The following is a 25924-nucleotide window of genomic DNA, read 5'->3' as shown; positions in this document are numbered from 1 at the left end:
TCAAGGGAACAAGGTCTGAAAACTGGCATGGGCGGCGCCCAAGCGCAAGGTGGGGCACGGCGTCACCTTCTGCGTAAAAACTGCACAAACAGGGCGCGGGGCCTGTGCAAATGTTTTGGCATCCCAAGGGCAGAAAATGGCAAGAGAGGCAGATCATATGAAAACGGCAATCATGCGTGGCGTGCCGCTGGCGATGCAACACGATGGCTGGTGGCTGGGCGGGATCGACCAGCCGCCGCAGCGCAGGCGGACAGGCCAGCGGGGCGATCGTGCCGGACCGGTCCGGCTGGCGCTGTTGGTGGCGCTGATCGCGCTGTCGGATGCTTTGGTCTGGCAGGTGTCGGCGGGGGTGTCGCTGGCAGTGTTCTGCGCGATCCTTGGCGGTGTGGCGATCTGGCTGGCGGATGTGCCAGCGCGGGTTGCGTGGCAGGCGGGCGGCGGTGTGGCGCTGGCGGTGTTGCCGCTGGTCGAGCTGGTTCAACCGCTGTCGGTGGTGATCTGCATGGTCGGGCTGTCGCTGGTTGTGGTGTTTGTGGCGGGCATACGGCGCGGGGCACTGACGCGCAGTGCGCTGCGTCTGTGGTGGGTGGGGCCCACTGCGACGGTGCGCGACGGCGTGCAGGCAGCACGGCAATTGGTCGAGGCGAATCCCGCAGGCTGGGATTTGGGGCGGTTGTTCAAGGCGTGGGGTGTGCCAGTGGTTTTGGGCGGGGTGTTTGCCCTGCTGTTGGTCGGGGCCAATCCGGTTCTGGACAGATGGTGGCAGAACCTGAGCGACGTGCGCCTGCCAGAGGTGGACCTGTGGCGTGCGTTGTTCTGGGCCATGATAGTGCTGCTGGTCTGGCCCTGCATGGTGGTTGCGCGTTTGCGCGGGCAACTGACCCCAGCGCCCGCGCGCCAGACCGTGCGCCGCGTCGGTATGATCAACGCAGGCTCGGTTGCGCGGTCACTGGTGCTGTTCAACGCGATGTTCGCGGTGCAGACGGTGATGGATATTGTGCTGCTGTATGGCGATGCGGGCCTGCCTGATGGTATGAGCCACGCCACCTATGCACATCGCGGTGCTTATCCGCTGTTGCTGACCGCACTGCTGGCGGGGCTGTTTGCCGTGCTCGCCCGCCCCTTTGCCGAGGAAAAGCCGATGTTGCGCGTTTTGCTTCTGGTGTGGTTGGGGCAGACGCTGGCGTTGGTGCTGGCGTCGGTGGTCCGACTGGATACCTATGTAGATGTGTACGGGCTGACGCGGCTGCGGCTGGCAGCATTGATCTGGATGGGCATGGTGGCCGCAGGTTTGGGCGTGGTCGTCTGGCAGGTGGCTGCGCGCAAGCATAACGGCTGGATGCTGGTGCGCTCGGGCGGTATTGGCGCGGTCACGCTGTATGTTTGCGCCTTTATCAGCTTTGACGGAATCATAGCGCGGTACAATCTAAGCCGTCCTGTGGTGGAGGATGCGTGGTATATCTGTCGCGAATTGGGCGAGGGCGCTTTGCCTGCCATCGCCACCTATGACGTCCGGACAGGTGGCAATCTGTGCGTCCGGACCTCTTCCGGCAGCAGGCCCTATCTGTTTCGCCCCGACGACTGGCGGGAATGGGGCTTTCGCAACGCGCGTCTGCGCCGTAGTTTGCAGGCCATCGAAACGAAGCGGTTGAACCCATGAGCGCCACCACCATTCTGATCGTCGACGACGATGCGCAAATCCGCGATGTGTTGCGTATCGCGCTGGAACAGGCGGGGTTTGGGACACAAACCGCAGGTGACGGGGCAGAAGGGTTGGCCAAGGCCCGCTCGGGTCGGTTTGACCTGATCGTTCTGGACATCGGCCTGCCCGAGATGGACGGGCTGGCGATGTGCCGCGCATTGCGTATGACAGATCAGACGCCGGTGCTGTTCCTGACCGCGCGCGAGGACGAGATCGACCGCGTTCTGGCGTTCGAACTGGGCGGAGATGATTATGTGACCAAGCCGTTCTCGCCGCGCGAACTGGTCGCTCGCGTGCGTGCCATCCTGCGCCGCAGCACTGCCGCTCAACAGGACAAGACGCGCAGGCGCGGTATTTTGGAGGTGGATGCGGGACGCCATTACTGCGCCATCGCGGGCACGGTTGTGGCACTGACCGGCCGTGAAATGGCACTGCTGGATCATTTGATGCAACGCCCCGAACAAGTGGCCCCCCGCCCCGCGCTGACCGATGCGATGTATGGGACCAACATTCACGTCAGCGACCGGACCGTGGACAGCCACCTGCGCAACCTGCGGGCCAAGCTGGCAGATGCGGGCTGTGCCGACGCGATCGAAACGGTACACGGCGTCGGTGTCCGGATGGGCCTATGTCGCGGATAAAGGCGAAATGGCGGCCGCCGCTGGCCTTTGTCATTGGCGGCACATTGGCGGCGGTGCTGTGCCTGCCGTTGATCGGGATTGTGTGGTTCCGGTTGGCGGGCAATATTCTGGGCTGGGGCGAAACCGGCTGGCTGATCGGCTGGATGGCCGTTGTGTCAACTGTCGTTCTGGCGTTTTTGCTTTGGCGGCTGGTGTTGCGGCCCGTAGCAAAGCTGACCGACTATGCCCAAGCGGTGCGTGAAGGACGCACGGACACCGCGCCGCCGGTGCATTTTGGCACGCCCGAATTCGGAGCGTTGGGGGCAAGTGTGATCGCGATGGGCGACACGCTGCAATCACGCGCCTCAAGTTTGCGTGCCTATGCCGATCACGTCACGCACGAGCTGAAATCGCCCCTGACCAGCCTGCGCGGCGCGGCGGAGTTGCTGCAATCGGACTTGCCGGCGCAGGATCAGACCAAGCTGATCCACACGATCGAGACCTCGGCAGCGCGGATGCAAGCATTGCTGATCCAGTTGCAGCGACACGCCGCCGCCAGCCAGAGCAGCGGACCGGGGCAAACACTGGTGCAGGCTTTGCCCGCAATGGTGGGGGGTGTGCAGATTGTCGTCTTGCAGGGGGGCACCGTGCCCTTGTCGTTGGGTGACCTGACAGTGGTGATCGACCAGATGGCGCAGAATGCGGCTGCCCACGGGGCCTCGCGGCTGCTGTTACAACTGCGCGGGGATGCGTTGCACATCGCGGATGACGGCACAGGCATTGGCACAGGCAACGCAGGGCGCATTTTCGATCCATTCTTTACCACCCGCCGCGAAGATGGCGGCACGGGGATGGGGCTGACCATTGTGCAAACTTTGCTGTCTGCACATGGCGCAAGAATCGCGTTGGACGACCAGACCATGAACGGCGGTGCGGCTTTCGTGATCTTTTTCGACTGAAAAGCAGTCAGCAGGCCAGCTTGTTGCGAGTGGTTCGCAAAAAGCTTGACTTGTTGCGAATGATTCTCATATTGAGTGTCTATGACACAGAACCCATACAGATTGAGTCCTATGACACAGAACCCTGACAGATTTTACCTGTCCCGCCGCGCCGCCTTGGGTGGTTTTGCCGCTTTGGCTGCCAGCACTCTGGCCCCACCCGCATTTGCCGCCGCACCGCTGAACGTGGTCGCCACCACTGGTATGATCGCGGATGTAACACGCGAAATCGGGGGCGATGCAGTTGTGGTCAAGGCTCTGATGGGGCCGGGAGTTGATCCCCACTCTTACCGGCAGACCCGCAGCGACATCGTCGCCATGAGCCGCGCTGACACGACGCTGTGGCATGGCCTGTACCTAGAAGCGCAGATGGAAGATTTCTTTCACGATCTGGGGCGGAAACGTCAGGTCTTTGCCGTGGCCGAGGCGCTGCCCAAGGATCTGTTGCTAAGCCATGCGGACTATGAAAACCGCTATGATCCGCACGTCTGGATGGCACCTGAGCTGTTCGCAGGTGTGGTGGTCGAAATAGGGCGTGTTCTGGGCGTTGTGCGCCCCGAACTGGCCGATATGTTCGCCGCAAATGCACAGGCCTATGTCGCGCGTTTGAACGCACTGGATGATTATGCCCGCATCACGCTGGAACAGGTGCCGCCCGCGCAACGGGTGCTGCTGACGGCCCATGACGCATTTGGCTATTTCGGGCGGGCCTATGGGTTCGAGGTGATTGGCATTCAGGGTATTTCCACCGAAAGCGAAGCAGGGCTGCACCGTGTCAGTGCCTTGGTCGACATGATTGTGTCGCGCGGGCTGGGTGCGGTTTTTGTCGAAAGCTCGGTGTCCGACCGCAACATGCGCGCACTGGTTGAAGGCGCGGGTGCGCGTGGCCATGATGTACGCGTCGGTGGCGAATTGTACAGCGACGCGATGGGGCAGGACGGCACCTATGAGGGGACGTATATCGGCATGATCGACCACAACGTGACAACCATTGCCCGCGCATTGGGCGCGGATGTGTCTGCGAGCGGGATGTCTGGCAAACTGAACCGCGGAGCCTGAGCCGTGAGCATCGAACTTGCACGGGACAATGGCGCGCCAACCGATGCGGAGCGCCGGACAGCAAGCCCCTTGGCGGTGCGCGGGCTGACGGTTTCATACGGGCAAAAGCCCGCTGTTTTCTCGGTGGATATGACCGTTCGGGCGGGGCATATGACCGCGATCATCGGGCCGAACGGAGCCGGAAAATCGACCCTGCTCAAGGCCGCTTTGGGCATTATGAAGCCGTTGGCGGGTACGGTCACTGTGCTGGGCCAGCCGTTGGCTTGGCAGCGCGATCACATCGCCTATGTGCCGCAGCGTGCCAGTGTGGACTGGGATTTCCCGACGCGCGTGATCGACGTGGTTCTGATGGGCATGTACGGTCAGTTGGGTCTGCTGGGCCGTGTCCGTGCCAAGCACCGGGGCCTGGCGATGGACTGTCTGGATCGTGTGGGCATGACGGACTTTGCAACGCGCCAGATCGGGCAATTGTCGGGCGGTCAGCAGCAGCGTGTGTTTCTGGCCCGCGCGCTGGCGCAGGGTGCGGATCTGTATTTGCTGGACGAGCCATTTGCCGGTGTCGATGCGGCGACCGAGCAGGCGATTATCAAAGTGCTGAAGGCGCTGCGGGACGCGGGCAAGACGGTGGTGGCGGTACATCACGATCTGAGCACCGTGCGGGAATACTTTGACGATGTGTTCCTGATCAACACGCAGGCCGTGGCCGAAGGGCCGGTCGAAACCACCTTTACACAGGAAAACCTGCAAACCGCCTATGGCGGGCGGCTGGCGGGCGCGCAAATGGACGCGCTGGCGGATACTTTGGTAGAGCCCGCTGTGGGGGGCGCGCCGCGATGATCTGGGAGGCGCTGTTTCTGGGCCTTGGGTATAATGCCACGCTGGTGACACTGGGTGCGTGCATTCTGGGTATTGCCGGTGGCTTCGGCGGATCGTTCCTGTTTTTGCGCAAGCGCGCGCTGGTCAGTGATGCGGTCAGCCATGCGACTTTGCCCGGCGTCGGTCTGGCCTTTGTGCTGATGGTCGGTTTGGGCGGTGACGGGCGCAATCTGATCGGTCTTCTGGCCGGTGGGGCTGTGACAGCCGCCATTGGGTTGCTTTGTGTGAACTGGCTAAGCACCCGCACACGGCTGGCCGAGGATGCGGCAATTGGTGCTGTGCTGTCTGTGTTTTTCGGATTTGGCGTGGTGGTGCTGACCTATATCCAGACCATGTCCAGCGGACAGCAGGCGGGGCTGGAGGGGTTCCTTTTGGGATCAACGGCGGGAATGTTGCAAAGCGATGCGCTGGTTCTGGTTTTTGCGGCGGCGTTGACACTGGGGCTGGTGCTGATCTTGCGGCGGCCCCTGACGCTGGTGGCGTTCGATCCGGACTTTGCCCTTGCGACGGGTCGCAATGTAAACCGGATTGATCTTGCGATGATGGGTATCGTTCTGGCCGTCACGGTCGTGGGGTTGAAGATTGTCGGGCTGATCCTGATCGTGGCACTGCTGATCATTCCGCCCGTGACCGCGCGGTTCTGGACCGATCGAGTGGACCGCTTGCTGTTGGGTGCGGGTGTTTTCGGCGGGGTGTCCGGTTATGTGGGTGCCGCGATTTCGGCGGCGGTGCCGGATATGCCGACAGGGCCGATCATCGTGCTGGTGAGCTTTGCGCTGTTCCTTGTTTCGTTGCTGTGCGCACCGGGGCGTGGCGTGGTGTCGTCGGTGGTGCAACATCGCCAGTACCAACGCCGCGTGCATCTGCGTCAAGGACTGCTTGCACTGGCCCAAGGGCAACCGATCTACGAACGTCTGACTCAACGGCTGATGGAGCAGCGTGGGCTGATCCGTGGCGACGGTGTGGCAACACAAGCGGGGCGTGCCCATGCGGCCAAGGCGCTGCTGGACGAAGCACGCTGGCACGTTGTGCGCAGTGATCAGACCTATGCTGCGGCGGCGTTGCACTATGACGGGCTGACGGAAATGAACAGCGTACTGACCCCTGACCAAATCCGTGAAATTGACGCGCGACTGCCCGCGCCGCAGGTGATGTTGCCATGAACGGTTCCGAGTTTGTCCCGCTGTCACTGGTGCCGATGCTGATCGGCATCTGCGTCGCCATTGCCTGTGCATTGCCGGGAAATTTCCTGCTGCTCCGACGGCAGGCGCTGATTGGTGATGCGATCAGCCACGTGGTGTTGCCGGGGATCGTGGTGGCGTTCTTGCTGACAGGATTGGTCGCCAGCGTGCCAATGCTGTTGGGTGCGGCGGGCGCGGCGCTGGTTGCTGTCGCTGCAATCGAGGCGATACGGCGTCTGGGCAAGATCGAACCAGGGGCTGCGATGGGCGTTGTGTTTACCACGATGTTTGCAGGTGGTGTGTTGCTGTTGGAAATGTCGGATACGTCCAGTGTTCATCTGGACGTGGAGCATGCGCTGTACGGCAATCTGGAAAGCCTGATCTGGCTGGACGCGACCGGCTGGTCGTCGTTGTGGGATCCCGAGGCACTGGCCCATCTGCCGGTCGAGTTGCCCCGAATGGCGACGGCGCTGGTGGCGGTGGTGCTGTTTATTGCCGTGTTCTGGCGGCCCTTGAAAATCTCGACCTTCGATGAAGGCTTTGCGCGCACGATGGGCCTGCGCACCGGGCCGTTGGGGCTGGCGCTGGTCGTGGTTGCGGCGATTGCCGCTGTGGCTGCGTTTGATGCGGTGGGCAGTATCATTGTGATCGCAATGTTCATTTGTCCGCCTGCGGCGGCACGGCTGATGACCAACCGGCTGGAAACCCAAATCGCCTGGTCGGTTCTGTTTGCCACTCTGGCGGCAGTGATCGGTTATGTTCTGGCGGGTTATGGCCCGCTTTGGCTGGGCGCGCAGGATTCGGTGAGTGCAGCGGGTATGATTGCGACCGTTTCGGGTGTTCTGGTGGCAGGTGTCGCGTTAATGGGCCCCGCACGGAATTAGGGGGCTCTGCCCCCGGCGCTGTGCGCCGCCCCCGGAGTTTATCTGGCAAGATGAAGCAGGTCAGCTGCCACGATAGGTCGAATAGCCGAAGGGCGAGAGCAGCAGCGGGACATGGTAGTGCGCGTCAATGTCCGAGATGCCAAAGCGGATCGGGATACGGTTCAGAAAACGCGGGCTTTCAGGTAGCACACCGTTTGCATCGAAATAGGCACCTGCTTCGAATTCCAGTTCGTATTGGCCTTCGCGAAAGCCTTCTTTGGGCAGGATCGCGCTGTCGGTGCGGCCATCGGCATTGGTGACCATATGTGACACCTTGACCTTGGCGGTAGCTTCAAAGCGGTAGAGCGTGATGGACAGACCGGCGGCGGGCTGGCCCGTGCTGGTGTCCAGTACATGCGTTGTCAAATATCCCGAGGCCATTGCATTCTCTCCTGACTTTGGCACAGCTTGACCACAGCCGCGCCCGAAGCGCAAAAGGATTTCCATGAGTAACACACCCCCCAGATACCCGCGCAACATGATCGGCCATGGTGGCAATCCGCCCGATGCCAAATGGCCCGGCGGCGCCCGAATCGCCGTTCAATTCGTCATAAACTACGAAGAAGGCGGCGAAAATTGCGTTCTGCATGGCGATGCGGCGTCCGAGGAGTTTTTGTCCGAGATCGTTGGCGCGGCCCCTTGGGTGGGGCAGCGGCACTGGAATATGGAAAGCATCTATGAATACGGGGCGCGGGCCGGATTTTGGCGATTGCACCGTCTGTTCACCGGTGCGGGCATTCCGGTCACGGTCTACGGCGTTGCACAGGCATTGGCACGCAGCCCCGAGCAGGTCGAGGCGATGCAGGATGCGGGCTGGGAGATTGCCAGTCACGGTCTGAAGTGGATCGACTACAAGGATCACACCCCGCAGGACGAGGCGGCAGATATTGCTGAGGCCGTGCGTTTGCATACCGAAGTCACCGGCACCCGTCCGCAGGGTTGGTATACGGGGCGGTGTTCGGTGAACACCATACCACTGGCCGCCGAACACGACCTTGCCTACATCAGCGACACCTATGACGACGATTTGCCCTACTGGCTGGAGTTGGGGGCGCGCGCGCAGTTGATTATTCCCTATACTCTGGACTGCAACGACATGCGATTTGCCACGCCGCAGGGGTTCAACTCGGGCGACCAGTTTTTTGCCTATCTGCGCGATACCTTTGATGCGCTCTATGCGGAAGGTGTGGAGGGGCGGGCCAGAATGATGTCAGTCGGTTTGCATTGCCGTCTGGTCGGGCGGCCCGGACGGGTGCAGGCGCTGAAGCGGTTCCTGGAATATATTCAGAGCTTTGAAGGGGTCTGGTGTCCGCGCCGGATCGACATTGCAGATCACTGGCGCGCCGTGCATCCGCATCGGCGCAGGCTAAAGCCCAGCACGCTGGATCAGGCCGATTTCGTAACGCGCTTTGGTGGCATTTTCGAGCATTCGCCGTGGATCGCCGAAGGTGCTTTTGCGCTGGAACTGGGGCACGCACATGACACGGCGGCGGGGCTGCACAATGCGCTGTGCCGTGTATTTCGCAGTGCCAGTGACAAGGATCGCATGGGCGTGCTGCGCGCGCACCCTGATCTGGCGGGCAAGCTGGCCGAAGCCAAACGGCTGACCGAAGACAGCACCAGCGAGCAGGCCAGCGCGGGTCTTGATGCGTTGACCGATGCCGAGCGCGCTGCCTTTCAGGCGCAGAACGCAGCCTATGTGGACAAGCACGGTTTTCCCTTCATCATCGCGGTGCGTGATCATGACAAGGCGGGGATCATGCGGGCCTTTGACCGGCGTATTGGCAACGACACCGACGCCGAATTTCAAGAAGCGTGCAAGCAGGTCGAGCGCATTGCACGTCTGCGGCTGGAGGCCATTCTATGAGCTATGCGTTTCCCCCCGGCGGTCTGCCGGACCAGTCGGTCAATCCCGAAGGCAGTGCCGTGTTCACCACTGCCTATGCGGTACTGCCTGCGATCACCCAGCGTGATATCGTAACCAGCCTGTTGCCCGGATGGACCGGCATGCGAATGTGGCTGCTGGCACGTCCTCTGAGTGGTTTCGCCGAGACATTTTCGCAATATGCGGTCGAGTTGCAGGCGGGTGGCGGCAGCGATACGCCCGAAGTGGATACAGGTGCGCAGAGTGTTGTATTTGTGGCCAACGGGCAAGTGGTGCTGACCATTGGCGCGACGCACCATGACCTGACAGCTGGCGGCTATGCCTATATTCCGGCAGGTGTGGCATGGACAATCTGGAACCGGTCCGGCGCCGTGGCGCAGTTTCACTGGGTGCGCAAACGGTATGTGCCTGCCGAAGGTGTGGCGCATCCCGAAGCCTTTGTGACCCATGACGATGCCGTGCCCCCGACCGTTATGCCCGATTGCGACGGGGTTTGGGCCACCACGCGGTTTGCCGATCCGTCTGACCTGCGCCATGATATGCATGTGAACATTGTCACTTTCCTGCCCGGCGGGCGCATCCCCTTTGCCGAGACGCATGTGATGGAACACGGGCTGTACGTGTTGCAAGGCACCGCCAAATATCTGCTGAACACTGATTGGGTCGACGTAGGGCCGGGAGATTTCATGTGGCTGCGCGCGTTTTGTCCGCAGGCGTGTGTCGCCACCGGTGACCAGCCGTTCCGGTATCTGCTTTACAAGGACGTGAACCGTCACGCAGTTCTATGAGCCGCCAGATCACCTGTCAGCCGTTGATTGCTGCGGCCTTTGCCCCGTTCGGGGATGTGTTGGACTGTGAGGGCGATCCCGACAAGATCATCAACGCGGGTCTGTGCGGTCGGTATCATGACCGCGCGCAGATGGATTTTGGCGACGGGCGCGCGGGGATTAGCGTGTTCAACGCGCAGCCGCGCAGTTTGCCCTATACGCTGGATTTGCTGGAACGGCATCCGCTGGGCAGTCAGGCGTTCATTCCCATGAGCCATCAGCCGTTTCTGGTGACGGTCGCACCGGATGAGGGCGGCAAGCCGGGTGTGCCGGTGGCGTTTCTGACGGAGCCCGGACAGGCGATCAACCTGCACCGTGGTTGTTGGCACGGGGTTCTGACGCCACTTTCCGCGCCCGGATTGTTCGCAGTTGTCGACCGGATCGGCCAAGGCACCAATTTGCAAGAGGTTTTACTTGATCGGCCCTATATCGTGACCGCATAGTTCCCGTGGGTCGCATTCAAGACGGCCATGTTCAAACACTCAGGGACAGAGATTATGACAAACACCGCGCATGGGGCCTATGCGGACCCCAATGAGACACCCCCGATGGCGCAAGCGATTCCGCTGGGGTTGCAACACGTTCTGGCGATGTTCGCCTCGAATGTTACACCTTCGATCATCGTGGCGGGGGCCGCGGGGCTGGCCTTTGGCGGGCCGGAACAAGTGTACCTGATCCAGATGGCGATGTTGTTTGCAGGCGTTGCGACGCTGTTCCAGACCATCGGCTTTGGGCCCGTGGGGGCGCGGTTGCCGATTATGCAGGGCACCAGTTTTGCGTTTGTCGGTGTGCTGGCGGGGATTGCTGCGACCCAAGGGATGGGCGTGGCACTAACGGCCTGTCTGATCGGGGGCGTTCTGCACTTTTGCCTTGGCGCGTTTATCAAAAGCCTGCGTTGGCTGTTTCCGCCGCTGGTCACGGGTTTGGTCATTCTGGCAATCGGTCTGTACTTGATCCCGACGGCGATCAAATACGCGGCAGGGGGGGCAGCCGATTTCCAGATGGCGGCGCAAAGCTTTGGATCGTTGAAGCATTGGTCGGTTGCATTGACTGTGGTCGTAGTGGCGCTGGCGGTGAAGTTCTTTGCCAAAGGATCACTGAGCAATTCGGGCATCCTGATCGGGTTGCTGGCTGGCTATGTGCTGGCGTTTGTTCTGGGCATGGTCAACTTTGCCGCTGTGGGCAAGGCTGCGTGGATCACCGGAATTACGCCGATGCCCTTCGGGTTCGAGTTCAATCTGGGCGCTGTGATTGCAGTGACGCTGGTTTGTGTGGTGTCGGCAATCGAAACCGTTGGCGATGCCTCGGCCACCACCAAAGCGGGCGCAGGGCGCGAGGCAACTGATAACGAGATTGCGGGTGCGACCTATGCTGACGGGTTGGGCACAGCCGTGGCTGCGGTTTTTGGCGGGCTACCCAACACGTCGTTCAGCCAGAACGTGGGCATCGTCGGCATGACTGGCGTGATGTCGCGCCATGTGGTGACGATTGGCGCGCTGTTTTTGATTGTCTGCGGGTTGCTGCCCAAGATCGGGGCCGTGATCGCGTCAATGCCGTTGCCGGTTCTGGGCGGCGGCGTGATCGTGATGTTCGGGATGGTTGCGGCTGCTGGTATGAACGTGCTGACCGAGGTCAAGATGAACCGCCGCAACATGGTGATTATCGCCGTGTCATTGACCGCAGGGTTGGGCCTGAACCTTGTGCCCACGGCGGTGCAATACCTGCCGGGTGTGGTCAAAACGCTGGCGACCAGCGCCGTGGCTCCGACCGCGCTGGTGGCGATAGTTTTGAATCTGGTTCTGCCAGAGGATATCTGAAGTCCGGTTATGGCAAGATGACTTTTGCACCAAAGAAGAGGGCAGGGCGCGACAAGCGGCTTGCCCCTTTGATATGTGGTGCGGGCGGGATGGGTGTACAAAAGGCCGGTGGATAACTCTGGCTTCACGCTTTCAGAATCGGGGCGCTGCATGCTAGATATGGCGGCATGGCCATAGCAGACAACAATATCAGCGATTCACGCCCTGTAATCCGCCAACTGGATGAAAGCGCGATCAACCGCATCGCCGCAGGCGAGGTGGTCGAGCGCCCAGCCTCGGCGGTCAAGGAGTTGGTTGAAAACGCGCTGGATGCGGACGCGCGGCGCATCACCATCGACATTGCCGACGGCGGCAAGACACTGATCCGTGTGACCGATGACGGCTGCGGCATTGCCGGTGGCGATCTGGCGCTGGCGCTGAGCCGTCATGCCACGTCAAAGATCGACGGGTCGGATTTGCTGAACATCCATACCTTCGGCTTTCGCGGCGAGGCCTTGCCCAGCCTCGGGGCGGTAGGTCGGCTGAGCATTTCAAGCCGCGTTCAGGGCGAAGATGCGTTCCAGATCAAGGTAGAGGGCGGCGCGATGGGCAACGTGCGGCCTGTGGCGCTGAACGCGGGCACCGTCGTCACGCTGGGCGATCTGTTCTACGCCACGCCCGCGCGGCTGAAGTTCATGCGCACCGACCGCGCCGAGGCGCAGGCAATCACCGACATCATCAAGCGGCTGGCAATGGCAGAGCCCTTTGTGCGGTTCGAGTTGCGCGACATCACCAAGGACAGCCCGCGCACGGTGTTCGTGGCCGAGGCGCAGACGGGCGATATGTTCGACGCATTGCACGGGCGTCTGGCCACGGTCCTGGGCCGTGAATTTGCCGACAATGCGCTGGCAATAGATGCGGAACGCGACGGGCTGCATCTGACGGGATATGCCGCGCTGCCGACCTATTCGCGCGGTTCTGCCGTGGCGCAATATCTGTTCGTCAACGGGCGGCCCGTGCGGGACAAGCTGTTGGTCGGTGCACTGCGCGGGGCCTATTTCGATTTCCTCAGTCGCGACCGTCATCCAGCGGCGGCGTTGTTTCTGGATTGCGACCCGACGTTGGTGGATGTGAACGTGCATCCTGCCAAGTCCGAGGTGCGGTTCCGTGATCCGGCACTGGCGCGGGGTCTGATCGTTTCGGCGCTGCGTCATGCGTTGGCGGGGGCAGGGCACCGTGCGTCTTCGACTGTGGCGGGTGGGGTTCTGGATGCGATGCAACCGGAACGCACCGCCGCTGATGCAGGCGCTGCCCGCATCTATCAGATGGATCGGCCCAGCCTTGGCCTGCGGGCAGCGCCCTATCAGACGCCACAGCAGCACAGCGGCTTTGCCGAGATGGCGCGCGATTACAGCGGGCAGGTGGCCGCACCTGAACCTGTCGTCGAAAGCGATCCGCACGACCTGCCGCTGGGCACGGCGCGCGGGCAGGTCCACGAGAACTACATCATCGCCCAGACCGCCACGGGCATGGTCATCGTCGACCAGCACGCCGCCCACGAACGGTTGGTGTATGAAAAGCTGAAGCGTCAGATGGCCGACAACGGCGTCGCCGCGCAGGCGCTGTTGATCCCCGAGATTGTCGAGCTGAGCGACGGCGATTGCGCCCGTCTGCTGGATCTGGCGGATGATCTGGCGCGGCTGGGGCTGGGGATCGAGGCCTTTGGCGGCGGTGCCATCGCCGTGCGCGAAACCCCCGCGATTCTGGGCGAGGTCAACGCTGAGGCGATGATCAAGGACATTCTGGACGAGCTGGACGACATGGGCAGCAGCCAAACGGTGCAGGCGCGGATCGAAGCGATCCTGAGCCGTGTGGCCTGTCACGGCTCGATCCGGTCGGGTCGCTGGATGCGCGCCGAAGAGATGAACGCCCTGCTGCGCGAGATGGAGGCGACGCCGCATTCGGGTCAGTGCAACCACGGGCGGCCGACTTACGTGGAACTGAAGCTGTCGGACATCGAACGGCTGTTCGGGCGCACATGATCGAGATCGCGGGGCAGTCCTATGCGCTAAGTGATCCGCTGGTGCTGGCCGCTGCCGCGGCCGGGCTGATGTTGCTGCTGATCGTGGTGTTGCTGATCGCCACGGTACGGGCGGCGGGGCGAAGTGCGCGGATGGCGATGCCGCTGTCGCAGCAAATGCAGGTGCTGGGCCAGAACGTACATCAGTTGGGCATGGGGCAGGCGCAGTTGCAGGGCGGGTTGCAAACGGTCAGCGACACGCAGGCCCATGCGCAGGCGCAAATGATCCAGACCGTCGAGACGCGTCTGGCCCACGTTCAACAACAGATGCAGGACCGTCTGGCCGACAACGCAGCACGCAGCCAACACGCCATGACCGAGATGCAGGAGCGGATGCGCGAGACGCTGCACGGCTCGTCCAAGCAGACGACGACCAGCCTGACGCAGTTGCAGGAACGGCTGGCGTCCATCGACAAGGCGCAGGACAACATCACCAAGCTGTCGGGCGATGTGCTGTCATTGCAAGACATCCTGTCGAACAAGCAGACGCGCGGCGCCTTTGGGGAAATCCAGCTGACCGACATCGTCAGCAAGGCGCTGCCGCGCGACAGCTACCAGATGCAGGCGACGCTTTCGAACGGGCGGCGGGCCGATTGTCTGATTCACCTGCCGAACCCGCCCGGACCGATCGTCATCGACAGCAAATTCCCGCTGGAAGCCTATGAGGCGCTGCGCAAGGCCAAGACCGACTGGGAGATGAACGAGGCCGGCAAGGCGATGCGCGTGGCGGTCAAGAAGCACATCAACGACATCTCGACCAAGTATATCATCGAGGGGGAAACCGCCGATGGTGCGCTGATGTTTCTGCCCTCGGAAGCTGTCTATGCCGAGTTGCACGCGAATTTTCCCGAACTGGTTCGCGCAGGTTTCGACGCGCGGGTCTGGATCGTGTCGCCGACCACCTGTATGGCCACGCTGAACACCATGCGCGCGATTCTGAAGGATGCGCGGATGCGCGAACAGGCCGGGGCCATCCGCACCACGCTGCGCCAGTTGCACCGCGACGTCGAAATTGTGGTAGAGCGGGTGGACAAGCTGAACCTGCACTTTGGTCAGGCCCGCAAGGATCTGGACGGCATCAGCACCGCCGCCGAACGGGCAGGCAAACGCGCGGCGCGATTGGACAACTTCGATTTTGAGGAAATCGACGATGTTCCCGGCACGGTCGTACCGCTGACCACACCCGATACATGAACGCAGGCTTGTGCAGTGCTGCCGTTTGCGGCATAGGCAGCCATCCCCCAGCCGCGAAAGGCGACCCCCGTGGATTACAAGAAATCAGGCATGGCCAAGACCGGCAAGAACGCCCCGCGCCACAGCGAACACAACGCCAAGGGCACCGATAAAAACCCCTTTGGTAAAAGCACTGACAAAGCGGCCTTGTTGGCCCGCATGAAGGCCGCTGCCGAGGCGAAGAAGCCTCAAGGTTAAGCGGTCCTGTACCGTCCGGTCGTATCAATATTTCCGAAATGCAGCAGCGGCCCCGGCGATAGGCGCAGGGGCCGCTTTTGGCGCGTTTAGAAAAAGCCGAGCTTGTCAGGGCTGTAGCTGACCAACAGGTTTTTGGTCTGCTGGTAGTGATCCAGCATCATCTTGTGGTTCTCGCGCCCGATGCCTGACTGTTTATATCCGCCAAAGGCCGCGTGCGCCGGATAGGCGTGATAGTTGTTCACCCAGACGCGACCTGCCTCGATGGCCCGTCCGAAGCGGTAGCAGGTGTTCATGTCACGTGACCAGACGCCCGCGCCTAGCCCGTACATCGTGTCGTTTGCAATCGCCAACGCCTCGGTTTCGTCCTTGAAGGTGGTCACGGAAACGACGGGCCCAAAGATTTCCTCTTGGAACACGCGCATCTTGTTGTGACCTTTCAGGATTGTCGGCTGGATATAGTTGCCGCCTGCCAGTTCGCCATTGAACCGCGCCGCATCACCACCGATCAGAACTTCGGCGCCTTCTTCACGTCCGATTGTCAGATAGCTCATGATCTTGTCTTGTTGTGCCTTGCTGGCTTGTGCGCCGACCATTGTGTTTACGTCGCGCGGGTCGCCTTGTTTGATCGCCTTTACCCGTTCGATGCAGCGGCCGATGAACTCGTCATAGATGTCTTCTTGAACCAGTGCGCGCGACGGGCAGGTGCAGACCTCGCCCTGATTAAAGGCGAACAAAACAAAGCCTTCGACGGCTTTGTCCAGAAACGCGTCATCCTTGGCCATCACGTCGGAAAAGAAGATGTTGGGTGATTTGCCACCCAGCTCCAGCGTGACGGGGATCAGATTTTTGGTCGCGGCTTCCATGATTTTGCGGCCCGTGACGGTGGACCCCGTAAAGGCAATCTTGGCGATACGCGAAGAGCTGGCCAAAGCCGCGCCCACTTCTGCGCCAAAGCCGTTGACGATGTTCAGCGTGCCAGCGGGCAGCAGATCATTGATCAATTCGGCCAGAACCATGATCGCGGCGGGGGTCTGTTCGGCGGGCTTCATCACGATACAGTTGCCAGCCGCCAAAGCAGGGGCCAGTTTCCAGGCGGCCATCAGGATCGAGAAGTTCCACGGGATGATCTGGCCGACCACGCCCAAAGGTTCGTGGTAGTGGTAGGCGACAGTGTCGTTGTCGATCTCGCTCATGCTGCCTTCTTGGCCGCGCAGGACACCGGCGAAATACCGGAAGTGATCGGCAGACAGCGGAATGTCTGCGGCCATTGTTTCGCGGATCGGCTTGCCGTTGTCCCAAGTTTCGGCGGTTGCCAGAAGTTCGAGGTTTTCGTCGATCCGGTCGGCGATTTTAAGCAGGATATTGGCGCGGTCTGTGGCCGATGTCTTGCCCCACGCCCCTTTGGCCGAATGTGCCGCATCCAGTGCCAGTTCAACATCAGCCGCGTCCGAGCGTGCGCATTCGTTGATCATGCCGCCGGTGATCGGGGTCAGGTTTTCGAAATATCTGCCGTTTACGGGCGGCACGAACGCGCCCCCGATAAAGTTGTCATAGCGCAGCTTGAACGGCGAGACATAGGTGCCCGCCTGCGTGCTGGTCATATCGTTCATTGGGTTTCCTCCTTGATTATCCGGTTCTCCCTCCGGATTGCAAAGAGTGTGCATGGCGCTGTTCCGTGCGTCTTGGGGCGGGAATTTGTGCGCTGGCAAAGGTGTCTCGGTAGTGAGACAGTTTTGACTAATTTCCGTCCAGCCCAAGCCGCTTCATGCGTCGATAGAGCGTTGCGCGGCCAATCCCGAGCTGCCTTGCAGCCTCTGACACGTTGTTGCCTGCGCGGGCGAGGGCGCGAATCACAGCGGCCTTTTCCGCTTTTTCAAAGCCTGTAGGCCCGTCTTCGCGGCCCAGAATGTCGGCGGCGGGGCGGGCCACCAATGCGCCGGTCCGGCTCATGCCAAAGACGCGGCGCGCCTCGCGGGTGGCTCCGATCACCAGATCGTTGTCATTGATGGCCAGCAACGTGGCTGCCTCGACATCGTCGCTTTCGGCGACAACGATGCGCGCGGACGTATAGGCCGCCCGAAAGTTTGCCGCCTCGATTGCACGGGCGGTTTGAGTAACCTGCGCGGCGATCAGGCGGTTGAATGCTTCGGTCTGATCGGCCCGTGCCGATGACAGATCAAGCGCGCCCACGATCTGCCCGTCGGCCCCATAAATTGGCGCGTCGATGCAGCTCATTCCGATGTTGCGCGTGTAGAAATGTTCGTCTTGGTGAATGATTACATGGCGTTGCTCGGCCAGACAGGTACCAATACCATTGGTGCCTTCGCGCTCTTCGCTCCAGTTCGCACCGGTGCCCAACCCCCATTCCTCGAACGCGGGCCCGTCTGCTGCGGACAGCCGTTGGTCCAGAATGACCCCGTCGACATCCGTCAGGAAAACAGCGCAGCCGGATTGCCCGACCAGCGAAAACAGCGCATCCAGACGGGGGGCAGCGACGGACAGGAGTTTTTCCAAGGCCAGACGACGGTGATGCAAGGAGCTTTGCTCGATCCGGTCTGGTGCGCGCCGTTCGTCAGGGTTTAGCCCGTGTTTGACCGCAGAGCGGTGCCAGCTTGCCGCCACTCGGGACTTTGCGGCCGCCGAAGCGGATTGCGCGGTTTCCAACACCCGGTCTGCATGCGAGATCTTGTGCGACATCTTGCTCCCTTTGACGTCAGTCTAGGGGAGTAGAGCCAATCGCGCGATGGCGAGCAACACGGTTTTACACCGGTTCAGGCTGCCACAATCATGGAAAGCGGCGCGGATCAGATGCGAATGAACCGCTGGACGATCCTTGGCAATAGTCCTTTGAACCGCAGCGGGGCGTCGGATACGGCCAGACAGATGCAGTCTTCGCGGATGTCGGCCACGGGGATGTGGTTCACGTCCGCGTCCGCCGTTTCCACGTCGCCGCGTGCAAAATATCCGTCTTCGTCCTGAAACGCGCCTTGCAACACCATCGTCATTTCGGTGCCGTTGTGGCCGTGATCGGGCATCGCGGCACCAGCGGGAATGAACAGCAGCCGCGCCGTGGCATCGGACGATGTGGGCAGGATAGCCTGCCGCACGCCCATGCCGATGTTGCGCCACTTCACGCCTGACAGATCATCGCCGATATAGTCGCACAGCGGCGCAGGCACGGTGGTATCGCGCCGCTTGGGTCGTACGGGGGCAGATGCGGTGGGGGTGTTTTCGATACGCGCCATCACAGCAGCAAGGCTGTCGTCATCAAGTGTGGCCAGCGCGCCGGGCGTGCTGTCCAGAACGGCGCCGCCAATGCTGTCAAAGCTGGCCAGATGCGCGCGGCATTCATCGCACAGCGACAGGTGACTGGCCACAAGGATGTTGAACGCCTCGGGCAAAGCGCCTGCCGAATATCCCATCAGGATCTGATCGGTGAGGTGGTGTTTGATGTTGTTTTTCATCGCTCTTACTTCATTGCGTGGCGCAGACGGTCCAGCGCCAGACGTATTCTGGATTTGATCGTGCCCAAGGGCAGACCGGTCTGGGCGGCGATTTCGCTGTGGGTCAGATCCCCGAAATACGCCTTTTCGATCAGTGCGCGTTGTTGCGCGGGCAATTCCGCGACGGCACGCACCAGTGTTTCGCTTTCCTGCTGCAAGGCGATCACATCCGCCTGCGCCGGTTCTTCTTCGGGGCCCCAAGTCAGTTCTTCCGGCTCTGGGCGGCGTTGCTTTCGCAACGCATCAATCTTGCGGTTACGGGCGATCGTGAATATCCACGTCGCCACCGACGCCCGCGATGCATCGAACATGTGCGCCTTGTTCCAGACGGTCACCATGACCTCTTGGGCGCATTCCTCAGCCAGGGACGCATCGGCCCCCGACTTGATCAAAAAACCCTTCACTCGTGGCGCGAAGTGGCCATACAGCTCGGCGAACGCGGCGCGATCCTGCGCTTTGTGGATGCGAACCATATGGTCCACCCACAGCAAGCGTTTGTCGGCCTTTTCGCGCGTACTCACGTGTTTCAGTCCTGTCGCAGGGGCATACCCCTTGCTTTTGTCAAATCTGCCGACTCTGAGGGCGGGCGTGGGGGTGTCGAGACCTGCGAACATATCCCAGTTACGGTTCGGGTCACCAGTTGGATCATAAATTATTATTTGAACCCATTTGCATCCGAAACGCTACTTCATCCGTAGTTAAAGGATAAGAACAACGACTGCCAAGAAAGCAAAAACATAATGCCATTTGAAGACCCACGCGCCCCAAGCGGCACTGGCCACAAGAAAATCGCAGTCATCGGAGCAGGTATTTCAGGGATGGGCGCGGCTCATATGCTGGGGGACCAGAACGCCGTGACCCTGTTTGAATCCGAACCTCAGTTGGGCGGCCATGCCCGCACCCGTATGGCGGGCCGCAATGGCGACACGCCGGTGGACACCGGCTTTATCGTGTTCAATTATGCGAATTATCCGCATTTGACACGACTGTTTAACGAATTGGACGTGCCGGTGGTTCCGTCCAGCATGAGCTTTGGTGCGTCCATCGGGGGCGGTCGGCTGGAATACGGTCTGGCCAGTCTGGGAGCGCTGTTCGCGCAGCGGCGCAATGCGCTTGACCCACGATTTTTGGGCATGGTGCGCGATGTGTTCCGGTTCAACAAACGCGCCCTGCGTCTGGCACAGGACAATCCGCAGATGACGGTTGGTACGTTCCTCAAGCTGCTGGGTACGGGCAAATGGTTCCGCGATTATTATCTGCTGCCGCTGTCCGGCGCGATCTGGTCGACACCCACCGAAAAGATCATGGATTTTCCCGCCCATGCAATGATCCAGTTCTTTGAGAACCACGCACTTTTGCACCACACTGGCCAGCATCAGTGGTACACGGTCAAGGGCGGCAGCCGTGAATATGTCAGCCGTCTGGAAACGTCCCTGATCCGCAATGGGGTGGACATCCGGCTGAAAACGCCCGTGCATTCGGTGCGCCGGATTGCCGCTGGTGCGCAGATCAAGGTGCGTGGCAACGAATGGGAAACCTTCGACGAGGTGATCTTTGCCACCCATTCCGACGACACGCTGTGGATGCTGTCCGACCCGTCCGTGCACGAAAAAGCTGTGCTGGGTGCCATCGCCTATCAGCCCAACGATATTGTGCTACATTCGGACGAAAGCGTCATGCCGCGTCGCCGTCAGACATGGTCTTCGTGGGTTTACACCGAAGGGGCCGAGATTGGGTCGGAACGGATCGACCTGACCTATTGGATGAACTCGCTGCAACCGTGGCTGAAGAACGAACAGTTTTTCGTGACCCTGAACAGTCGCCGCGAGATCAACCCCGATCTGGTTTGGGATCGGGTTACCCTGCGCCATCCGGTCTATGATCTGGCAGCATTGGCCGCGCAAAAGCAGGCGGCGCAGATGAATGGCACCAACAATACATGGTTCTGCGGGGCATGGATGAAGAACGGCTTTCACGAGGATGGGCTGTCTTCGGCCTTTGACGTGGCGCAGGCGTTGCAAACCGCTCCCGACTTGTTGGCTGCCGAATGACCGCAGGTATCGACCATATCGCGGCGCAAACCTATCACGGGCGCAAGGGGGCAGTTGAGAACGCCTTTCGCTACTCGTTGGATTACCTGCTGCTGGATGCCGAAGCAGAGGTGAAAGGCCCGTCGCTGTTTACCCGCAACGGACGCGGGGTGGCGGCGTTGAACGATGAGGATCATGGTGGTGCGCCCGATAACGGGCGCGGGGCCGTGTGGGTGCGCGATGTGTTGCGCGACTGGCAGGTGCCAAATGTGGCCAAAGTTGAATTGCTCGCGCAGCCCAAACTGTTGGGGCATGTGTTTAATCCGGTCAGCTTCTGGCTGTGTCGCGGCGCGGATGGTGCGCTGCTGGCGGTGATTGCCGAGGTGTCGAACACCTTTGGTGACCGCCACAGCTATCTGGTCCACCACGCCGATCATCGGCCCATCACGGCAAGCGACCGGATGCAGGCCACAAAGATATTCCACGTCTCGCCGTTCCAACCTGTCGAAGGGGGCTATGAGTTCCGGCTTGATATCTCGGACGAACGGATTGGAATCTGGATCGACTATAGCCGCGGCCAAGGCGGGCTGATCGCCACGCTGACGGGCCGACGCGCGCCGCTGAGCAACGGGTCGATCCTGCGCGCGCTGATGCGTCGGCCGTTCGGTTCGCGCCGGGTGCTGGCGTTGATCCATTGGCAAGCACTGAAGCTGTGGATCAAACGCGGCACGTTCCGGTCGCGCCCTGCGCCACCGGTCGAAGACGTGTCGCGCGGATGAGCCGCACCGCACCACACCTTCCTGCTTTTGCCGTATTTGCGGCGCTGCTGGCGGCGGCGGGTTTGCCGATCTACATTCATGCGCCAAAGTTCTATGTCGATGAATACGGCGTTTCGTTGGGCGCGCTTGGGGCGGTTCTGTTCGGTTTGCGGCTGTTGGATGTGGTCCAAGATCCGCTGTTCGGGCGTCTGGGTGACCGCCTACGTGACCGGCGCGGGATGGCTGTGACGGTGGCTGCTGCGGTGATGGCGCTGGCGATGGTGGGCCTGTTTGCGGTGCCGCCAGTGGTGCCGCCGCTGATCTGGTTCGCGGCGATGCTGACGCTGGTGTTTTCGGGCTTCAGCTTTTTGACCATCGTTTTCTATGCCCAAGGGGTGCTGAGCGCAGACCGTCTGGCGGGGCAGGGCCATCTGCGTCTGGCCCGCTGGCGCGAGACGGGCGCATTGCTGGGAGTGTGCGTTGCAGCCATCGCACCGGTGGTCTTGGGCCTGTGGATGCAGGCGCCGTTTTCGGGTTTTGCGACAGGCTTTGCGCTGCTGGCGCTGGCCGCAATTGTGATGATGCGCGGAGAATGGTCGGGGGCTGGCTTGCCCGCTTCGACGGGGCTGGGTGCAGTATTGCGTGATGCGCTGGCGCGTCGGTTGCTGCTGATCGCGTTGCTGAATGCTGCCCCTGTGGCGGTGACGACCACGCTGTTTTTGTTCTTCGTCGATGCGCGGCTTGAGGCAGCGGGCAAAGAGGGGCCGTTGCTGTTGGCGTTTTTCCTGGCTGCGGCCTGTGCCGCACCGGTCTGGGGCATTCTGGCCGAGCGGTTCGGTCCCAAGCCTGTGTTGCTGATCGCGATGGCGCTGTCGATTTTGGCGCTGGGAGGAGCGGTGTTTCTGGGTGCGGGCGACTGGCCGTGGTTCGCGGTGATCTGTCTGGTGTCGGGTGCAGCACTGGGCGCCGATCTGACGTTGCTGCCAGCGGTTTTTGCGGCCCGTATGGCGCAGATTTCACCGGGGGCGACGGACGGGTTTGGCCTGTGGTCATTTGTGTCGAAGTTCACGCTGGCCTTTGCGGCGGTCACGCTGTTGCCCGCCTTGCAGGCTGCAGGATTCAACAGCTCCAGCTCCAGCCCCGCCGCAGCCCTGACGCTGTTGGCGGTGCTTTATGCGTTGGTGCCTTGCGGATTGAAACTGTTGGCGATGGCCCTGCTGGCTGCCACACCGATCAAGGGGGCGTTGGCATGACGGTTATCCTGAGCACCACAAGCGTCATTCTGGCCCTGCTTCTGGCGCTGGTCTGGGCGCGCAAGCGGTGGGGCGGGTTCACGGCGCAGCGCCCCGAAGATTATACGGGCATTGACGGCCCCGCTTTTGATCTGCGCAGGCATCTGGATGGTCCGCTGATCTGCGACGGGGTGATTTACGGCCCGCTTGGCCGCGTCACCAGCCGCTTTTACGCACAGATCAATTGCACGTGGGACGGCGACACCGGCGTGATGGACGAGCTGTTTGTTTACGATGACGGCAGCCAGCAAACCCGGGCATGGGCGCTGACCTGCCATGCCGACGGTCATGTCTGCGCCACCGCCGGCGACGTGGTGGGCACCGCACAAGGTGTCACTTGCGGGCCTGCGTTTCAGATGCGGTATCGGATCAGGCTGGCGGATGAATTGGGCGGTCACGTACTGCGGGCAGTGGACTGGATGTATCTGACGCCAAACGGAACCATCACCAACCGGTCGCAGTTTTACAAGTTGGGGATATGCGTGGCCGAACTGGTCGCCACAATCCGGTGCGCAGACGGCGGGGCACAGATCAAACCGACAGGGGGCACGACATGAATTGGCAGGGCAAACGGTATTGGCTGGTGGGCGCAAGCGATGGGCTGGGCGCGGCGCTGGCCCGAAAGCTCAGCGCGCGCGGAGTCGAGGTGATCTTGTCCGCACGGTCCGAAGACAAGCTGAAGGTGCTGGCTGATGCGCTTCCCGGAAAGGCCTCGGTTGTGACCATTGATATTGCAGACAGCGACAGCGTCAAAGAAGCCGCCAAGGCGGTGGGCAAGATTGACGGGCTGGTGCTGTTGGCCGGTGTCTACTGGCCTTTTGGTGCCAAAGAGTGGGATGCCGATCAGGCCGTTGCGATGGCCGACATCAACTTTACCGGCTTCATGCGTGTGCTGGGACAGGTGGTGCCCGATTTCGTCGCGCGTGACGCAGGACACATTGTAATCACGTCCAGCCTGACGGGGTTTCGCGGTTTGCCCGGATCAATCGGTTATACTGCCAGCAAGGCCGCGACCATGTCGCTGGCCGAATGTATGTACGCCGACCTGCGCAAGACGGGCGTGCTGGTTCAGGTGTGCAATCCGGGGTTCATCAAGACGCAGCTGACCGACAAGAACGACTTCAAGATGCCGATGATCATGCAGCCCGATATCGCGGCGCGCCATATGGTCGAGCATATGGAAACGGACCGGTTCAAGACCAGCTTTCCGTGGTTGTTCTCACTGGTGTTCCGGGGCGCGAATTTTCTGCCGGACTGGCTGTATTACCGTATTTTCAGCTAGGCGCTTGTTTCACAGTTGGGCCATATGGGCGTCGAACGTGGCCTTTGCACGTCCCCAGACGCCGCTGTCCATATCGGTCAGCGTGACAAGGCTGGGCAGCAGTTGGCCTGCATAATCCTCCGAACTTTCCAGAGGAAGCATCGACGGCAGATTGTCGATGGCGGTGACGTCCAGCGGGGGCGTGTCGTGAACGCGCAGCGCCGGGGCGTCCCATGTCGTGGTGCGGTCATAGACCTTGATCGGAGAAAAGTCGCTGTCGGGATCGCAGGCGATATCGCCGATCACCCGCAGCGCACGGGCGTCGGTCGTGGCCGATGCAGGCACGAACACCGGCGTGCCGGGACGGGCAAGAATGCAGTTGAAGAATAGCGCGTGCTGCAACACCTGCGGGAATGGTCCGCCGGACCGGGTTTCGGCCATGTCCCATTTGGTCACCGCGACTCCCATCGCTTCGCACAGGTCTGCCGCACCCGTGCCGACACGGCCCAAAGCACCGATGACCAGCGCATCGGGGCGGTCGGCGTCGCCCATCTCGGTCTGCAAATCGTCGCGCAATGCCTGCGCCGACGGATAGGTGCCCACAGGGCCGCACTGTGCATCACGCTGCTGAGCGGCCCAGCATTTCAACGCGACGGCAGCGCCCGCATAGCCTGCCCAGTAGCCAAAGGCAGCGACGCGGCGGCCCTCGGGCGTTACCAGATATTCCAGATCATAAAGCGTGCCGCCGCCCGCTTTGAACCGCTGCAACAGGCGCAAACCTGCGGGCTGGCCCTTGAAGGCGTGGCCGAACATGATGTGCCGGTGCGGCAGCGGCGTACCGTCTTCGGGCAGTTCCTTCAGTCCGAAGATGATCGCATCCGTCGGGGCGCTTGGCCACGAAAAGGCCTTGGCAATCCCGGCCCCGGCCTCGGCAAATCCGTCGATGGGGATACAACGGTTCGGGCTGTCTTCGACTGTTACCTTGATGCCTGCGTCAATCAGATGCCGCACCCCGTCCGGCGTCAGCCCCACACGTTCCTCATTGTCGCGTTGTTCGGCACGGACCCACAGATGTGTCATGGCAACATACCATTCGCGCGCACCGCCTTGACCGAGGCGCGGCCCTCCATCGCGGCCATGAACGCCGAAATACGTGGATAGTTTGCGGGATCGACGCCATCGCCCTTCAGCCAGTTGCAGGTTACAAACAAATACGGATCGGCAAGGCTGAGTGTGTCACCCATCACAAAGGGCCCCTGCAGCGCGTGATCTTCGATGTATTGCGCCGATGCGGCCATCGTCTGTGGCACCTTTGCCGTCATGTCATCATGGCTGGACTGCTGGTCGGCCCAGCGACTGCCGCGCATTTTGTGGGCGTGGTTTACGTGCATTGTCGAGGCCACATAGTACATCACACTGCGCATCCGGGCGGCATCCAGCGGATTTGCAGGCACCAGACCTGCTTGGGGTGCAGAGGCTGCGATATAGTCCAGCAGTGCGCCGGTTTCGGTCAAAAGCTGGCCCTGAACTTCCAGCGTCGGCACGCGGCCCTTGGGGTTCTTGGCCAGATAGGGTGCCTTGATCTGCTCGGCTTCGGCAAAGTCGACTTTGACGGGAGTATAGTCCAGCCCGGCCTCTTCCAACGTGATCGCAACGGCAATCGAGATAGTACCCGGTGTGTAATAAAGCTGCATTTGGATGG

At 61.4% G+C, this 25924-nt stretch carries 26 protein-coding genes; 19 read left to right on the top strand and 7 right to left on the bottom strand.

Annotated elements, in window-relative coordinates:
- The first annotated feature begins 157 nt into the window (after window positions 1-157).
- From SULPSESMR1_RS14365 to SULPSESMR1_RS14335, 7 genes are all read left to right on the top strand, one after another.
- The gene (locus SULPSESMR1_RS14365) at window positions 158-1660 is read left to right on the top strand and encodes a DUF4153 domain-containing protein (protein ID WP_157729026.1); all 1503 of its coding nucleotides are present in this window, start codon (window positions 158-160) and stop codon (window positions 1658-1660) included.
- On the top strand, window positions 1657-2343 hold the full coding sequence (locus SULPSESMR1_RS14360; protein WP_089421436.1) for a response regulator transcription factor: 687 nt from the start codon (window positions 1657-1659) through the stop codon (window positions 2341-2343). The genes SULPSESMR1_RS14365 and SULPSESMR1_RS14360 overlap by 4 nt, the downstream gene beginning before the upstream one ends.
- Window positions 2331-3281, top strand: coding sequence for an ATP-binding protein (locus SULPSESMR1_RS14355; protein ID WP_089421435.1), 951 nt, complete (start codon window positions 2331-2333; stop codon window positions 3279-3281). Before SULPSESMR1_RS14360 ends, SULPSESMR1_RS14355 begins: the two co-directional genes overlap by 13 nt.
- A 111-nt stretch (window positions 3282-3392) precedes the next feature.
- The gene (locus tag SULPSESMR1_RS14350; RefSeq protein ID WP_089421434.1) at window positions 3393-4379 is read left to right on the top strand and encodes a metal ABC transporter solute-binding protein, Zn/Mn family; all 987 of its coding nucleotides are present in this window, start codon (window positions 3393-3395) and stop codon (window positions 4377-4379) included.
- A 3-nt stretch (window positions 4380-4382) separates the two neighbouring features.
- Window positions 4383-5216 carry a metal ABC transporter ATP-binding protein gene (locus tag SULPSESMR1_RS14345; protein WP_198362802.1) on the top strand — a complete coding sequence of 278 codons (834 nt, stop codon included), beginning with the start codon at window positions 4383-4385 and terminating at the stop codon, window positions 5214-5216.
- On the top strand, window positions 5213-6418 hold the full coding sequence (locus tag SULPSESMR1_RS14340; RefSeq protein ID WP_089421433.1) for a metal ABC transporter permease: 1206 nt from the start codon (window positions 5213-5215) through the stop codon (window positions 6416-6418). The genes SULPSESMR1_RS14345 and SULPSESMR1_RS14340 overlap by 4 nt, the downstream gene beginning before the upstream one ends.
- Window positions 6415-7320, top strand: a complete 906-nt coding sequence (locus tag SULPSESMR1_RS14335) for a metal ABC transporter permease (RefSeq protein ID WP_089421432.1) — start codon at window positions 6415-6417, stop codon at window positions 7318-7320. The genes SULPSESMR1_RS14340 and SULPSESMR1_RS14335 overlap by 4 nt, the downstream gene beginning before the upstream one ends.
- A gap of 60 nt (window positions 7321-7380) precedes the next feature.
- Here SULPSESMR1_RS14335 and uraH read toward each other — a convergent pair whose 3' ends face one another.
- Window positions 7381-7740, bottom strand: a complete 360-nt coding sequence (uraH, locus tag SULPSESMR1_RS14330; protein ID WP_089421431.1) for a hydroxyisourate hydrolase — start codon at window positions 7738-7740, stop codon at window positions 7381-7383.
- A gap of 64 nt (window positions 7741-7804) precedes the next feature.
- On the opposite strand from uraH, the gene puuE reads away from it, so the two are divergent.
- From puuE to SULPSESMR1_RS25260, 7 genes are all read left to right on the top strand, one after another.
- The gene (puuE, locus tag SULPSESMR1_RS14325; protein ID WP_089421430.1) at window positions 7805-9226 is read left to right on the top strand and encodes an allantoinase PuuE; all 1422 of its coding nucleotides are present in this window, start codon (window positions 7805-7807) and stop codon (window positions 9224-9226) included.
- Window positions 9223-10032: a bifunctional allantoicase/(S)-ureidoglycine aminohydrolase gene (locus SULPSESMR1_RS14320; RefSeq protein WP_089421429.1), complete on the top strand. Its 810-nt coding sequence runs from the start codon at window positions 9223-9225 to the stop codon at window positions 10030-10032. The genes puuE and SULPSESMR1_RS14320 overlap by 4 nt, the downstream gene beginning before the upstream one ends.
- On the top strand, window positions 10029-10514 hold the full coding sequence (locus SULPSESMR1_RS14315; RefSeq protein WP_089421428.1) for an ureidoglycolate lyase: 486 nt from the start codon (window positions 10029-10031) through the stop codon (window positions 10512-10514). Before SULPSESMR1_RS14320 ends, SULPSESMR1_RS14315 begins: the two co-directional genes overlap by 4 nt.
- Before the next feature lie 54 nt (window positions 10515-10568).
- Complete coding sequence (locus SULPSESMR1_RS14310; RefSeq protein WP_089421427.1) at window positions 10569-11888, top strand: uracil-xanthine permease family protein; 1320 nt, start codon at window positions 10569-10571, stop codon at window positions 11886-11888.
- Between the two features lie 167 nt (window positions 11889-12055).
- Window positions 12056-13909, top strand: a complete 1854-nt coding sequence (gene mutL / locus SULPSESMR1_RS14305; protein WP_089421426.1) for a DNA mismatch repair endonuclease MutL — start codon at window positions 12056-12058, stop codon at window positions 13907-13909.
- The gene (locus SULPSESMR1_RS14300; RefSeq protein WP_089421425.1) at window positions 13906-15141 is read left to right on the top strand and encodes a DNA recombination protein RmuC; all 1236 of its coding nucleotides are present in this window, start codon (window positions 13906-13908) and stop codon (window positions 15139-15141) included. Before mutL ends, SULPSESMR1_RS14300 begins: the two co-directional genes overlap by 4 nt.
- Window positions 15142-15231: 90 nt before the next feature.
- The gene (locus SULPSESMR1_RS25260; protein ID WP_162791903.1) at window positions 15232-15378 is read left to right on the top strand and encodes a hypothetical protein; all 147 of its coding nucleotides are present in this window, start codon (window positions 15232-15234) and stop codon (window positions 15376-15378) included.
- Between the two features lie 86 nt (window positions 15379-15464).
- Here SULPSESMR1_RS25260 and adh read toward each other — a convergent pair whose 3' ends face one another.
- The 4 genes from adh to SULPSESMR1_RS14280 all read right to left on the bottom strand — a co-directional run bounded on the left by adh (window position 15465) and on the right by SULPSESMR1_RS14280 (window position 19411).
- Window positions 15465-16988, bottom strand: coding sequence for an aldehyde dehydrogenase (gene adh, locus SULPSESMR1_RS14295; protein WP_089421424.1), 1524 nt, complete (start codon window positions 16986-16988; stop codon window positions 15465-15467).
- A gap of 127 nt (window positions 16989-17115) precedes the next feature.
- Complete coding sequence (locus SULPSESMR1_RS14290) at window positions 17116-18075, bottom strand: GAF domain-containing protein (RefSeq protein WP_089421423.1); 960 nt, start codon at window positions 18073-18075, stop codon at window positions 17116-17118.
- Window positions 18076-18182: 107 nt separating this feature from the next.
- A complete protein-coding gene (locus tag SULPSESMR1_RS14285) occupies window positions 18183-18842 on the bottom strand; it encodes a ChrR family anti-sigma-E factor (protein ID WP_089421422.1) in 660 nt (219 codons plus the stop codon).
- A 5-nt stretch (window positions 18843-18847) separates the two neighbouring features.
- Window positions 18848-19411 carry a sigma-70 family RNA polymerase sigma factor gene (locus SULPSESMR1_RS14280; protein ID WP_421086565.1) on the bottom strand — a complete coding sequence of 188 codons (564 nt, stop codon included), beginning with the start codon at window positions 19409-19411 and terminating at the stop codon, window positions 18848-18850.
- Window positions 19412-19621: 210 nt separating this feature from the next.
- Between SULPSESMR1_RS14280 and SULPSESMR1_RS14275 the strand changes: the two genes are divergently transcribed.
- The 5 genes from SULPSESMR1_RS14275 to SULPSESMR1_RS14255 are packed head-to-tail and all read left to right on the top strand — an operon-like array spanning window position 19622 to window position 24243.
- Complete coding sequence (locus SULPSESMR1_RS14275; protein WP_089421420.1) at window positions 19622-20932, top strand: NAD(P)/FAD-dependent oxidoreductase; 1311 nt, start codon at window positions 19622-19624, stop codon at window positions 20930-20932.
- Entirely contained in the window at window positions 20929-21690 is a 762-nt protein-coding gene (locus SULPSESMR1_RS14270; protein WP_089421419.1) for a DUF1365 domain-containing protein, read from the top strand. Before SULPSESMR1_RS14275 ends, SULPSESMR1_RS14270 begins: the two co-directional genes overlap by 4 nt.
- Window positions 21687-22922, top strand: a complete 1236-nt coding sequence (locus tag SULPSESMR1_RS14265; protein ID WP_089421418.1) for an MFS transporter — start codon at window positions 21687-21689, stop codon at window positions 22920-22922. The genes SULPSESMR1_RS14270 and SULPSESMR1_RS14265 overlap by 4 nt, the downstream gene beginning before the upstream one ends.
- On the top strand, window positions 22919-23518 hold the full coding sequence (locus SULPSESMR1_RS14260; RefSeq protein WP_089421417.1) for a DUF3833 family protein: 600 nt from the start codon (window positions 22919-22921) through the stop codon (window positions 23516-23518). Before SULPSESMR1_RS14265 ends, SULPSESMR1_RS14260 begins: the two co-directional genes overlap by 4 nt.
- Window positions 23515-24243: an SDR family NAD(P)-dependent oxidoreductase gene (locus SULPSESMR1_RS14255; RefSeq protein WP_089421416.1), complete on the top strand. Its 729-nt coding sequence runs from the start codon at window positions 23515-23517 to the stop codon at window positions 24241-24243. Before SULPSESMR1_RS14260 ends, SULPSESMR1_RS14255 begins: the two co-directional genes overlap by 4 nt.
- A gap of 9 nt (window positions 24244-24252) precedes the next feature.
- On the opposite strand, the gene SULPSESMR1_RS14250 is transcribed toward SULPSESMR1_RS14255, so the two are convergent.
- Window positions 24253-25302, bottom strand: a complete 1050-nt coding sequence (locus SULPSESMR1_RS14250) for a saccharopine dehydrogenase (RefSeq protein WP_089421415.1) — start codon at window positions 25300-25302, stop codon at window positions 24253-24255.
- Window positions 25299-25916, bottom strand: coding sequence for a glutathione S-transferase family protein (locus tag SULPSESMR1_RS14245; protein WP_089422342.1), 618 nt, complete (start codon window positions 25914-25916; stop codon window positions 25299-25301). The genes SULPSESMR1_RS14250 and SULPSESMR1_RS14245 overlap by 4 nt, the downstream gene beginning before the upstream one ends.
- Window positions 25917-25924 lie beyond the last annotated feature (8 nt).

This window comes from Pseudosulfitobacter pseudonitzschiae, assembly GCF_002222635.1.
Lineage (GTDB): Bacteria > Pseudomonadota > Alphaproteobacteria > Rhodobacterales > Rhodobacteraceae > Pseudosulfitobacter > Pseudosulfitobacter pseudonitzschiae_A.
Note: the sequence above shows the minus strand (reverse complement) of the source record. Positions and strands in the feature narration are given on the sequence as shown.